This window comes from Streptomyces sp. NPDC107538 (assembly GCF_055657445.1).
The window spans coordinates 37,264-49,433 of the sequence record NZ_JBVKAY010000004.1 but is presented as its reverse complement, the minus strand read 5'-3'; the positions used below and the strand labels follow the sequence as shown (position 1 = coordinate 49,433).

Sequence of the window (12,170 nt, the reverse complement as noted above, 5' to 3'; positions counted from 1 at the left end):
TGTACGGGCTCGGTGGTCAGTTCTTCGTCTTGAACTTGTGGATCGCGATCGGTGCCATCACCGCCGTCAGTCCCACGGACCAGCACAGGGTGACGATCAGGTCGTGGGCGATCGGCCCGCCGGTCATCAGTCCGCGCGCGGCGTCCGCGAGGGCCGACAGCGGGTTGTAGTCGGTGAAGGCCTGCAGCCAGCCCGGCATGGACTGGGTCGGCGCGAAGATCGACGATCCGAACTGCAGCGGGAACAGCACCAGGAAGCCCATGGCCTGCACGGACTGCGCGTTCTTCATCGTCACGCCCAGCACCAGGAAGATCCACATCAGGGACGAGCCGAACACGACGGCCAGGCCCACCGCGCCGAACAGCCCCGGCCAGCTGGTGATGTCGAAGCCGATGAGGACCCCGACGGTCAGCAGGATCGTCGTGGCGACCAGCATGCGCAGCAGCTCGACGGAGATCTTCGCGAGCAGTACCGAGGACCGGCCGATGGGCAGGGACCGGAAGCGGTCCATGACGCCCTTCTGGAAGTCCTCGTTGAAGCCCGTGCCGACGCCCATGGCGATGTTCATGCCCATCATCGCCATCAGCCCCGGCACCACGTACTGCACGTACTGCTCCTGGCCGCCGCCCAGCGCCTGCCCGATGGAGCCGCCGAAGACGTACACGAAGAGCAGGGTGAACACGATCGGCATCAGGACCGCGTCGAACATCGACTCCGGGTCCTGCCGGATCCACAGCAGGTTGCGCCGGACGAGCGCGCCGGTGTGCCGGGCATGGGCGCGCAGCCCGATCCGGCCGTCGGCCTCACCCGTGGTGGGCAGGGTGGTGGCGGTCATACGGCGACCTCCTCGTAGGCGGGGGACGGGGTGGAGTCCTGCGGCGCACTGGCCCTGTGGCCGGTGAGCGACAGGAACACCTCGTCCAGGCTGGGCAGTTCGGTGCTGATCGAGGAGATCGTGATACCGCGCGCGGTGATCGCGCCGACCACGGCGGTCAGTTGTTCGTCGCTGAGGATCGGTACGAGGAGGGTGCCGGTCTCGGCGTCCACGGTGGTCGTGGCCAGCCCGGTGATGCCCAGCCCGTCCAACTCCCCGGCCAGTGGACGCAGTTGCACCGGGTCGGCCGGCCGGACCCGGAGGGTGCGCCCGCCGACCTGGGCCTTCAGCTCCTCGATCCGGCCGCCCGCGATCACCTTCCCCTTGTCGATCACGGTCAGCTCGGAGGCCAGCTGCTCGGCCTCCTCCATGTACTGGGTGGTCAGCAGCACGGTCACCCCGTCACCGACCATCCGCTTGACCTCGGCCCACACCTCGTTGCGGGTGTGCGGGTCCAGTCCGGTCGTCGGCTCGTCCAGGTACAGCACGGCCGGGCTCCCGATCATGGACGCGGCCAGGTCGAGCCGCCGCCGCATACCGCCGGAGTAGGTGCCCGCCGCGCGCTTGGCGGCGTCGGTCAGCGAGAACCGCTCCAGCAGACCGGTGGCCCGGCTCCGCGCCTCCTTCCGGGGCAGGTCCAGCAGCCGGCCGATCATGTACAGGTTCTCGAAGCCGGACAGCTTCTCGTCCACGGACGCGTACTGCCCGGTCAGGCCGATCACCCGGCGCAGCTGCCGCGGCTGCCGTACGACGTCGTAGCCGGCCACGGTGGCGTGGCCCGCGTCCGGTGTGATCAGCGTGGACAGGCACCGTACGAGGGTGGTCTTGCCCGCCCCGTTCGGGCCGAGCACTCCCATCACGGTGCCCTCACGCACATCCAGGTCGACACCGTCCAGCGCCCTGGTCTCGCCGTAGTGCTTGACCAGCCCCCGCACGGTGACAGCGCCCTTCGCGCCGCTGGCGTTCTTGTCGATTCGTGTCATGCGGACGACGATGTCAGCCCCCACCGACAAACCACCGACATCCGACCGACAGGGCCGACGGGGTTCCGATACGCGTCAGGGGGTGGGGGTGCGGTTCGTTGGCGGGTGCGGGTGGGTGGGGGCTGGTCGCGCAGTTCCCCGCGCCCCTGAAAAAGCGGGGCTGCGCCCCTGCTTTTTCGGCCCGAAAGGGCCGCGGCCCGTCAGGGCCCGCGGCCCTTTCAGGGGCGCGGGGAACTGCGCGAGAAGCCCCACCGGACCCGCACCCGCCGACGAACCCCGCACCCCCCACCCCCTCCCGCGCCGCCCCACACAGACACCAACGCCAACGGCCCGCCGACGGGGGAAGATCGGCGGGCCGCGGTGGTACCGCAGTGGCTCGGTGACTCAGGGGCGCAGCCGACCTAGTGGACGGAGTGCTCCTCCAGCGGGAACGTCCCCCCGACGACGTCCTCGGCGAACGCCTTCGCCGCGTCGCCCATGACCGCCCGCAGATCGGCGTACTGCTTCACGAACTTCGGCACACGCCCACCCGTCAGCCCGAGCATGTCGGTCCAGACGAGAACCTGCGCGTCGGTCTCGGCGCCCGCGCCGATGCCGACGGTCGGGATGTGGAGCACGCGCGTGACCTCGGCCGCCAGCTCCGCCGGGACCAGCTCCAGGACGACCGCGAAGGCGCCCGCGTCCTGGACGGCCTTGGCGTCGCGCAGCAGCTGCTGCGCGGCCTCCTCGCCCCGGCCCTGGACGCGGTAGCCCATCGCGTTGACGGACTGCGGGGTGAGGCCGATGTGGGCCATCACCGGGATACCGGACTCGACCAGCAGTTCGATCTGGCGGTGCGAGCGCTCGCCGCCCTCCAGCTTGACCGCGCCGACCCCGGCCTCCTTGACCAGCCGGGTCGCCGAGCGCAGCGCCTGCACCGGACCCTCCTGGTAGGAGCCGAACGGCAGGTCGCCGACGATCAGGGCCCGGCTGGTGCCCCGTACGACGGCTGCCGAGAGCATGGTCATCTCGTCGAGGGTGACGGGCACGGTCGACTCGTACCCGAGGTGGCAGTTGCCCGCGGAGTCGCCGACGAGCATGACCGGGATGCCGGCCTCGTCGAAGACGGACGCGGTCATCGCGTCGTAGGCGGTGAGCATGGGCCACTTCTCGCCGCGTTCCTTGGCGAGGGCGATGTCCCGGACGGTGATACGGCGGGTGCCCTTGCCCCCGTACAGCGTCTTTCCGCCGTCGGAGGGCTTGGCCTGGGCGTTCACCCGGGCAGCCGAAAGCTGCGTCATCGCTACAGCTCCTTCATGTCATCTCGAGGCACCCTGACGGTGTCCCCGGACCGCTTCCATGGTGGCACCTCGGGCAGGCGAGGGCCAGGGCGGGTGCGTGTGACGGTTCAGGCACCCGGCACGTAAGAGCCGGGTAAAAGGTTCCCAAGGATTTACGATACGAGACGGTCCCGTATCGAAATGGGTCTAGGCTCGACGGCATGACTACCGCAGTCCCTGACGACTCCCGCTCCCGGATACCGGCGGCCGTGCACCGCCGCCGCTGGGTGATCCTCGGTGTGCTGATGCTGAGCCTGCTGATCGTGGTGCTCGACAACTCGATCCTCAACGTCGCCATCAAGACCATCTCGACCCCGGAGCCCACCGGCCTCGGCGCCACCCAGAGCGAGCTGGAGTGGGCGATCAACGCCTACACGCTGGTCTTCGCGGGGCTGCTGTTCTCCGCGGGCCTGCTCGGCGACCGCCTCGGCCGCAAGAGGGTGCTGCTCGGCGGGCTCGTCGTCTTCGGCGTGGGCTCCGGGCTGGCCGCGATGTCGGGCTCCCCGACCGAGCTGATCGTCTTCCGCGCGGTGATGGGCTTCGGCGCCGCCTTCGTGATGCCCGCCACCCTCGCCGTCCTGATGAACGTCTTCGAACGCGACGAGCAGCCGAAGGCCATCGGCATCTGGGCGGGCGGCGTCGGCCTCGCCATCGCCATCGGCCCGATCACCGGCGGTCTCCTCCTCGACCACTTCTGGTGGGGCTCGGTCTTCCTGGTCAACGTGCCGATCGTCGTCCTCGCGCTCGGCCTGATGCTCTGGCTGGTCCCCGACTCCCGCGACCCGAACCCGGGCCGGATCGACCCCGTCGGCGTCCTGCTCTCCGTCGTCGGCCTCGTGCTCCTCGTCTACGGCATCATCCGCGGCGGCCAGCTCGCCGACTTCACCGACGCCACGGTCCTCGGGGCCATCGCGGGCGGCCTCGCGGTCCTCGCCGCCTTCGTCGTCTTCGAGCAGCGCAGCGACCACCCGTCCATCGACATGTCGTTCTTCAGGAACAAGGTCTTCTCGACCGCCATCGGTGTCATCGGCGTGGTCTTCTTCGCGCTGATGGGCGTGACCTTCTTCTCCGTCTTCTACACCCAGACCGTACGCGGCTACTCCCCGCTCCAGACCGGCCTGCTGATGCTGCCGCTGGCCGTCGCCCAGCTCGTCTTCGCGCCCCGCGCCCGCCTCGTCGTCGACCGCTTCGGCAACAGCGCGGTGTGCACGGCCGGCATGACCCTCATCGCCGGGATGCTCGCCGCGTTTGCCGTGCTGGACGCGGACACCCCGATCTGGATCCTCGAAGTCATCTTCTTCCTCATGGGCGTCGGCATGGCCCATGTGATGACCCCGCTGAGCGTCGTCATCATGCAGGCCCTGCCCCGCGAGAAGGCCGGCTCCGCGTCCGCGCTCAGCAACACCTTCCGCCAGGTCGGCGGCGCCCTCGGCATCGCCGTCCTCGGCTCGGTCCTCTCCACCGCCTACCGCAACGGCATCGAGGACGAACTCCCGGCCGGCGCCCCGCACGCCGCCGCCGAGTCCATCGAGGCCACCCTCGGTCTCGCCGCCCGCCTCGGCGCCCGGGGCGAGGCCCTGATCGGCCCCGCCCACGACGCCTTCCTGCACGCCATGCACGTGACCGCCCTGTGCGGGGCCGGTATCGCCCTGCTCGGCGCGGTGACCATGGCGGTCTTCCTGCCGGGACGGGACAAGGGCGGTCAAAAGGGCACGGAGGAGCCGGAGTTGGTGGCCGCCGACCACTGACGGAGAATCGGACCGGTCCACGGGCGCGTCGGACCAGCCCCCCACAGATACGGAGTCGACCGTGAGCCTCGCCGAGAGCCATGCCGGAGACGGACGCGTCCGGGACGGCAGCCCCGGACGCGGGCGCCCCCGCAGCGAGGCCGTGGAGCGGTCCATCCTCGAAGGCGCGATGAAACTCCTCGAAGAGGGCGTCCCGCTCTCGGAGTTGTCGATCGAACGCGTGGCCCGCACGGCCGGTGTCGGCAAGGCGACCATCTACCGCCGCTGGAGCGGCAAGGAGGCCCTCTTCGTCGACGTCCTGCGCGCCGCCGAACCCCCGGACCCCGTCCTGCCCGGCACCTCCATGCGCGACGACCTCGTCGTCCTGATGGAGGCGGCCCGCAGGCGCGGACTGCTCAACCGCCCCTCGGCGATCCTTCACAACGTCATCGCCCAGATGAAGAGCAGCCCCAAGATCTGGGACGCCTACCACGCGGACGTCGTCGCCCCCCGCCGCCGGGCCCTCGCCGAAGTCCTGCGCCGGGGCCGGGACAACGGCGAACTCCGCGCCGACGTCGACATCGACCTCGTCGGCGACCTCGTCTTCGGCCCCATGCTCGTCCGCACCGTGATGCGCCCGGACGCCTCCCTCCCCGACGACCTCGCGGCGACCATCGTCGACACGGTCCTCGAAGGACTGCGTCCGCCTGCGAAGTGAGTCACAGTCAATGGGCGCGTTTCAATGTGCGCGTTTCGTTACAGACCGCGTGACCCGTCCGTCGGTTCGGAACTCCGAACAGCGGGTTGTTCGTCCTCGTGCCCGTAGGCCGCCATGTGGCGGCGGGAACCGCGGCGATCATCCCCTAGGGTCTTTAGTCGCGGGGAAGAAGTGCACGGCAGGCAGTGAGGCGACGGTATGGCGCAGGCGTACATGACGGAGACGGGCGGCGGCGGCACGGGCCAGGACCGCGAACGAACCCGGATCCGGCGCCTGCTGGGCCGCCTCTTCGGCGGCTGGAGAGGGGACCGGCGGATCTGGCGGCGCGGCATCGTCCTCGCCGTCCTCGCGGTCCTCGTCGGCCTGGTGATGGTGCTGCACGCCCAGGTCCCCAACGCCGTGGGCAACCTCGGCAGTCTGACGGAGACGTTTCTGCCCTGGTTCGGCCTCGCGATCCCGCTGCTGCTGATCCTCGCGCTGGTCCGCAAATCGGCGACCGCGCTCATCGCGCTGCTGGTGCCCACGATCGTCTGGCTGAACACCTTCGGCGGCCTCGTCACCAGCAAGACCGGGGGCGGCGGCGACTTCACCGTCGTCACCCACAACGTCAACGCGGACAACGCCGATCCGTCCGGCACCGCCCGCGAGGTCGCCTCCTCCGGCGCCGACGTCGTCGCCCTGGAGGAGCTGACCGAGACCGCGGTGCCGGTGTACGAGAAGGCACTGGCGGCGACGTACCCGTACCACGAGGTCGTCGGCACGGTCGGCATGTGGAGCAAGTACCGGCTGAGCGACACCGAGCCCGTCGACATCAAGCTCGGCTGGGAGCGCGCGATGCGGTCGACGGTGGCGACGCCGGACGGGCAGGTCGCCGTGTACGTCGCCCATCTGCCCTCGGTGCGGGTGAAGCTGGAGGCCGGGTTCACCGCCCGCCAGCGCGACAAGAGCGCCAACGCCCTCGGCGAGGCCATCGCCGACGAGCCGATCCAGCAGGTCGCCCTCCTCGGCGACCTCAACGGCACCATGAACGACCGCGCCCTGAACGCCGTCACCGCCCAGATGCGCTCCACCCAGGGCGCCGCGGGCAGCGGCTTCGGCTTCAGCTGGCCCGCCTCGTTCCCGATGGCCCGCATCGACCAGATCATGGTCCGCGGCATGGAACCCACGGCGTCCTGGACCCTCCCGGAGACCGGCAGCGACCATCTCCCGGTCGCGGCACGGGTGACGATCGACACGTCCGGGAGCTGACGGCGCTGGTGGGAGAGGGAAGAGCGGCAGGGGAATAGGTCTCCGGGGCGAGTTTGTTCCGTCAGTGAACATATGGAACGTACGATGGAACGGACCCCGATTCCTTCGTTTCCCTCTCCCCGTCCTCCCGCACCCTTTGAAAGGTCTCCCCGTCATGCCCTTGGCCCTGCTCGCTCTCGCCGTAGGCGCCTTCGGAATCGGTACGACCGAGTTCGTCATCATGGGCCTGTTGCCGGAGGTCGCCGCCGACCTCGGCATCACGATCCCCGCCGCCGGCCACCTCGTCTCCGCGTACGCGCTGGGTGTCGTCATCGGCGCCCCGCTGCTCGCCGCCGTCACGGCCCGCCTGCCCCGCCGCAAGGTCCTGATCGGGCTGATGGTCCTCTTCGTCGCCGGCAACGCGCTGTCCGCCCTCGCCCCCGACGAGCACTGGCTGCTCGCCGCACGCTTCCTCAGCGGACTGCCGCACGGCGCCTTCTTCGGCGTCGGCGCGGTCGTCGCGACCGGCCTCGTGGCCCCGGAGCGCAAGGCCCGCTCGGTCTCGCTGATGTTCCTGGGCCTCACGATCGCCAACGTCGCCGGTGTCCCCGCCGCGACCCTCGTGGGCCAGCACTTCGGCTGGCGGATCACCTTCCTCGGTGTGAGCACGATCGGCCTCGCCGCGATCGCCTCCCTGGCGCTCCTGCTCCCGGACGACCGGGCGGAGGCCCGCTCCGCCTCCGGCCTGCGCGGCGAACTGGGCGCCCTGCGCTCCCTGCCCGTCTGGCTCGCCCTCGGCACCACCGTCGCCGGTTTCGGCGCCCTGTTCTCCGCCTACAGCTACATCACGCCGATGCTCACGGACTCCGCCGGGTACGCCGAGACCAGCGTGACTCTGCTGCTCGCGCTGTTCGGCGTCGGCGCGACCATCGGCAACCTGGCCGGCGGCCGCCTCGCCGACCACTCCCTGCGGGGCACCCTCTTCGGCGGCCTGGCGTCCCTGATCCTCGTCCTGGCCCTCTTTCCGGTCCTGATGTCCGCGCAGTGGAGCGCCGCCCTGGCCGTCCTCCTGCTCGGCGTCGCCGCGTTCGCCACGGGCTCGCCGCTCCAGCTGATGGTCATGGAGAAGGCCGCCTCCGCCCCCTCGCTCGCCTCCTCCGCCAACCAGGCCGCCTTCAACCTCGCCAACGCCGGCGGCGCCTGGATCGGCGGCCTCGCCCTCGCGGCCGGCCTCGGCGCGACGGCCCCGGCGGTCGTCGGCGCGGCCCTCGCGGTGATCGGCCTGGCGGTCGCGGGCGTGGCGTACGCGGTCGACACCCGCCGTACGCCGGTCGCCGCCCCGCGGCGCGGGCGCGTGGTGGCCTCCCATGTGCCGGGGGAGTCGGAGACGGTGCGCGTCTGAGGGCTGCGCGCGTCTGTGGGGCGCGCGCCTGAGGGTCGTGCGTGTCCGAGGGCTGTGCGCGCCTGAGGGGCGCCGTGTCCGAGGGTCGCGCGCGCCTGGGGCGGTGGACCTCCGCCTCCGACACCCAACCCCTCAACCGCCGAGGGCCGCGCGCGTCTGAGGCGGTGTCGCGATTGTCGCAGCGCTTTTATATCAGCGCTGTTATATTAGCGCTGTGACATCATCCGACCCCACCCTCGTGCCCGATCCCTGGCACGCGCTGCACACACTGCTGGCCGCCATGGACGCTGAGATCGAGCGGGTCTACGTCGAGCGCGGCATCGAGGGCGTGAGACCGCGCTTCGCCTATCCGCTGATCCGCCTCGCCCACACCGGACCGCTGACCATCCGTGAACTCGCGGAGTCCCTGGACCGCTCGCACTCGGCGGTCAGTCAGACCGTCGCGGCCCTGCGCAAGGAGGGACTGGTGACCTCCGAGCCCGGCCCCGACGCCCGTACCCGGCGGATCGACCTGACCGAGCGGGGCCGGTCGCTGGTGCCGTTCCTGGAGAACGAGTGGCGCGCCACCCACGCGACGGTCGCCGAGCTGGACGCGGAGATCCCGTACGCGATGACCACCGTCGTCGAGGAGCTGCGGCGGGCGCTGGAACGCCGGCCGATGCGCCGGCGCGTCCTCGACCATCTGGTCGAGCCCCCGCGATGAGCCTGCGGAACCGGTTCCTCGACACCCGCCCGCTGCGCGGCAGCCGCCCGTTCCGCGCCCTGTGGATCGGCACCTCGGCCTCCCAACTGGGCGGCCAGATGGCGACCGTGGCGGTGCTCGCCCAAGTCTGGGACCTGACCGGCAGCCCGGTGGGCACCGGCGCGATCGGGCTCGCCACCGGCCTGCCCATGGTGCTGTTCGGGCTGCTCGGCGGCACCCTGGCCGACACCGTCGACCGCCGGGCGCTGGTGCGGGCCACCACCGGGGGCCAGCTCCTGGCCGCCACCGGGCTGTGCGTCCAGGCCCTGGCGGACAACAGGAACGTATGGCTCCTGCTCGCCCTGGTCGCCGCGATGACCGCCTGCGGCGCGCTCGGCGCCCCCGCCCGGCGTACCTTCCCGGTCCGGCTGCTCCCGTCCGACCAGGTCGCGGCCGGACTCGCCCTCACCAATGTCTCCTTCCAGGCGGCGATGCTCGCCGGCCCCGCGCTGGCCGGGCTGGTCATCGCCCGCTGGGGCTTCCCGGCCGCCTACGCCGCACAGGCCCTCGCCGTCGCGGTCTCGGGGCTAGCGGTGCTCCGCCTGCCGCCCATGAAGCCCGAGAGCACCGTGCAGGAGGGCCCGGGACGCGCACCGGAGCGCGGCGGCCGGCGTTCGGCGGAACGCGGCGGCCGGCGCTCGACGGAGCCCGGTGGCCGGCGCTCGGCGGAGCGCGGTGGATGGCGGATCGTCCTGCGCCGCCCGACACTGTGGGGCTCGCTGGCCACCGACCTGTCCGCGACGCTGCTCGCCATGCCCGTCGCGCTTTTCCCGCTGGTCAACGAGGTCCGCTTCGAGGGCGATCCACGGACCCTCGGGCTGTTCCTCTCCGCCGTCGCGGTCGGCGGGATCACCGCCGGACTGCTCTCCGGCACGGTGACGCGGTGGCGCCGGGGCGGCCTGGTCCAGCTGACGGCGGCCGGTGTCTGGGGCCTGGCGCTGGCCGGCTTCGGCCTGGCCGGGCCGCTGTGGCTCGCCCTCGGCTGTCTGGCCGTGGCCGGCGCCGCCGACACCGTCTCCGTGGTCACCCGGAGTGCCCTGGTCCAGCTGGAGACCCCGGACGCCTACCGGGGACGGGTCTCCTCCGTGGAGCACGTCATCGGTGTCGCCGGCCCCGAAGTCGGCAACTTCCGCGGCGGTCTGCTGGCGTCGGCCACCTCGGCCCCCGTCGCGCTGGTGACCGGCGGCCTGACCGCGACCCTGGCGATCGCCGCCGTGGCCGTGGCCAACCCGGCCCTGCGCGCCTACCGCACTCCGTCCCCCACGGGCCCGGCCACCCCCGGACCGGACCCGGCCACCACACCCGATCCGGCCACCTCAGGGCCAGCCACGCCCGACCCCGCCACGCCCGACCCCGCTACGCCCGCTCCCGCCACCGGTTCGTGATCGGCAGCCGGCGGTCCTTGCCGAAGCCCTTCGGGGAGATCTTCGTGCCCGGCGGGTACTGCCGCCGCTTGTACTCGGCGGTGTCGACCATCCGCAGCGTCTTGACGACGAGGTCGCGGTCGAACCCGGCGGCCACGATCGCGTCGGCGCCCTGGTCGCGGTCCACGTACAGCTCCAGGATCGCGTCCAGGACCGGGTAGTCCGGGAGGGAGTCCGTGTCGACCTGGCCGGGGCGGAGCTCCGCGCTCGGCGGCTTGGAGATGGAGTTCTCCGGGATCGGCGGGGTCTGGCCGCGCTCCGCCGCCGCCCGGTTGCGCCACTCGGCGAGGCGGAAGATCGACGTCTTGTACACGTCCTTGATGGGGCCGTACGCGCCCACCGAGTCGCCGTACAGCGTCGAGTACCCCACCGCCAGCTCCGACTTGTTGCCGGGCGCGAGCACGATGTGGCCCTCCTGGTTGGAGATCGCCATCAGCAGGGTGCCGCGCAGCCGCGACTGGAGGTTCTCCTCCGCCAGGCCCGTCAGCTCGGTCGACGACATATACGCGTCGAACATCGGCTCGATCGGGATCGTGCGGAAGTTGAGGCCCGTGCGCCGCGCCAGCTCCGCCGCGTCGCCCTTGGAGTGGTCCGACGAGTACTTCGACGGCATGGACACGCCGTACACGTTCTGCGCGCCCAGCGCGTCGCACGCGATCGCCGCGACGAGCGCCGAGTCGATACCGCCCGACAGGCCGATCAGCACGGACGAGAAGCCGTTCTTCGCGGCGTACGCCCGCAGGCCCACCACCAGCGCCGAGTACACCTCCTCGTCGTCGTCGAGGCGCTCCGCGTAGCCGCCGGTCAGCTCCGGCTCGTACGCGGGCAGCGGCTCCTCGGAGAGCACCAGCCGGTCGATCCGCAGCCCGTCGTCGACGACCCCGGTGACCGGCTCGGCGGCCGCCGCCGGGAGGTCCAGGTCCAGGACCACGCAGCCCTCCGCGAACTGCGGTGCCCGCGCGACCACTTCGCCGTGCCGGTCGACGACGATCGAGTCGCCGTCGAAGACCAGTTCGTCCTGGCCGCCGATCATCGCCAGATACGCGGTCGTGCAGCCCGCCTCCTGGGCGCGCTTGCGGACCAGCTCCAGCCGGGTGTCGTCCTTGTCGCGCTCGTACGGCGAGGCGTTGATGGAGAGCAGCAGCCCGGCCCCGGCGGACCGGGCGGCCGGCACCCGGCCGCCGTCCTGCCAGAGGTCCTCGCAGATGGCGAGGGCGATGTCGACGCCGTGCAGCCGGACGACGGGCATGGTGTCGCCGGGCACGAAGTAGCGGAACTCGTCGAACACGCCGTAGTTCGGGAGGTGGTGCTTGGCGTAGGTGAGCGCCACCTCGCCCCGGTGCAGCACCGCCCCGGCGTTGCGTGGCGCACCCGCCGGCTGGCCGTACTTCGGGGCGGCGGACTCGGAGCGGTCGAGGTAGCCGACGATCACCGGCAGCTCCCCGAAGCCCTCCTCGGCGAGCCGCGCGGCCAGCGCCTTCAGCGCGGCGCGCGAGGCTGCCACGAAGGACCCGCGCAGCGCCAGGTCCTCGACGGGGTACCCGGTCAGCACCATCTCGGGGAACGCCACGAGATGCGCCCCCTGCTCGGCGGAGTGCCGGGTCCAGCGGACCACCGCCTCGGCGTTCGCGGCGATGTCGCCGACCGTCGAGTCGATCTGATTCAAAGCGAGACGAAGTTGAGGCACGCCGTCCAGTGTAATCGTCAGAGCGACGCAATGGGGTGTGGGGCGCCCCACGTTCGCAGCGCCCCAC

10 protein-coding genes are annotated in these 12,170 nt (G+C 71.7%); 6 read left to right on the top strand and 4 right to left on the bottom strand.

Annotated elements, in window-relative coordinates:
* Positions 1-16: 16 nt before the first annotated feature.
* From ACZ7MG_RS14755 to panB, 3 genes are all read right to left on the bottom strand, one after another.
* Positions 17-835 carry an ABC transporter permease gene (locus ACZ7MG_RS14755; protein WP_471380495.1) on the bottom strand — a complete coding sequence of 273 codons (819 nt, stop codon included), beginning with the start codon at positions 833-835 and terminating at the stop codon, positions 17-19.
* Positions 832-1,857 carry an ATP-binding cassette domain-containing protein gene (locus ACZ7MG_RS14750; RefSeq protein WP_471380497.1) on the bottom strand — a complete coding sequence of 342 codons (1,026 nt, stop codon included), beginning with the start codon at positions 1,855-1,857 and terminating at the stop codon, positions 832-834. The genes ACZ7MG_RS14755 and ACZ7MG_RS14750 overlap by 4 nt, the downstream gene beginning before the upstream one ends.
* Before the next feature lie 401 nt (positions 1,858-2,258).
* The gene (panB, locus tag ACZ7MG_RS14745; RefSeq protein WP_471380499.1) at positions 2,259-3,137 is read right to left on the bottom strand and encodes a 3-methyl-2-oxobutanoate hydroxymethyltransferase; all 879 of its coding nucleotides are present in this window, start codon (positions 3,135-3,137) and stop codon (positions 2,259-2,261) included.
* 200 nt (positions 3,138-3,337) lie between these two features.
* On the opposite strand from panB, the gene ACZ7MG_RS14740 reads away from it, so the two are divergent.
* The 6 genes from ACZ7MG_RS14740 (at position 3,338) to ACZ7MG_RS14715 (ending at position 10,377) form a co-directional block, all read left to right on the top strand.
* Positions 3,338-4,924 carry an MFS transporter gene (locus tag ACZ7MG_RS14740; protein ID WP_471380500.1) on the top strand — a complete coding sequence of 529 codons (1,587 nt, stop codon included), beginning with the start codon at positions 3,338-3,340 and terminating at the stop codon, positions 4,922-4,924.
* A gap of 61 nt (positions 4,925-4,985) precedes the next feature.
* The gene (locus tag ACZ7MG_RS14735; protein ID WP_471380501.1) at positions 4,986-5,621 is read left to right on the top strand and encodes a TetR/AcrR family transcriptional regulator; all 636 of its coding nucleotides are present in this window, start codon (positions 4,986-4,988) and stop codon (positions 5,619-5,621) included.
* A gap of 198 nt (positions 5,622-5,819) precedes the next feature.
* Positions 5,820-6,869, top strand: a complete 1,050-nt coding sequence (locus ACZ7MG_RS14730; RefSeq protein WP_471380503.1) for an endonuclease/exonuclease/phosphatase family protein — start codon at positions 5,820-5,822, stop codon at positions 6,867-6,869.
* A 154-nt stretch (positions 6,870-7,023) separates the two neighbouring features.
* Positions 7,024-8,250, top strand: coding sequence for an MFS transporter (locus ACZ7MG_RS14725; RefSeq protein WP_471380505.1), 1,227 nt, complete (start codon positions 7,024-7,026; stop codon positions 8,248-8,250).
* Positions 8,251-8,464: 214 nt separating this feature from the next.
* Positions 8,465-8,953: a MarR family winged helix-turn-helix transcriptional regulator gene (locus ACZ7MG_RS14720; RefSeq protein WP_471380507.1), complete on the top strand. Its 489-nt coding sequence runs from the start codon at positions 8,465-8,467 to the stop codon at positions 8,951-8,953.
* On the top strand, positions 8,950-10,377 hold the full coding sequence (locus ACZ7MG_RS14715) for an MFS transporter (protein ID WP_471380508.1): 1,428 nt from the start codon (positions 8,950-8,952) through the stop codon (positions 10,375-10,377). Before ACZ7MG_RS14720 ends, ACZ7MG_RS14715 begins: the two co-directional genes overlap by 4 nt.
* Here the strand turns inward: ACZ7MG_RS14715 and ACZ7MG_RS14710 are convergent.
* Entirely contained in the window at positions 10,349-12,103 is a 1,755-nt protein-coding gene (locus tag ACZ7MG_RS14710; RefSeq protein ID WP_471380510.1) for an NAD+ synthase, read from the bottom strand. The two genes, ACZ7MG_RS14715 and ACZ7MG_RS14710, sit on opposite strands and share 29 nt — an antisense overlap.
* Between the last annotated feature and the right edge of the window lie 67 nt (positions 12,104-12,170).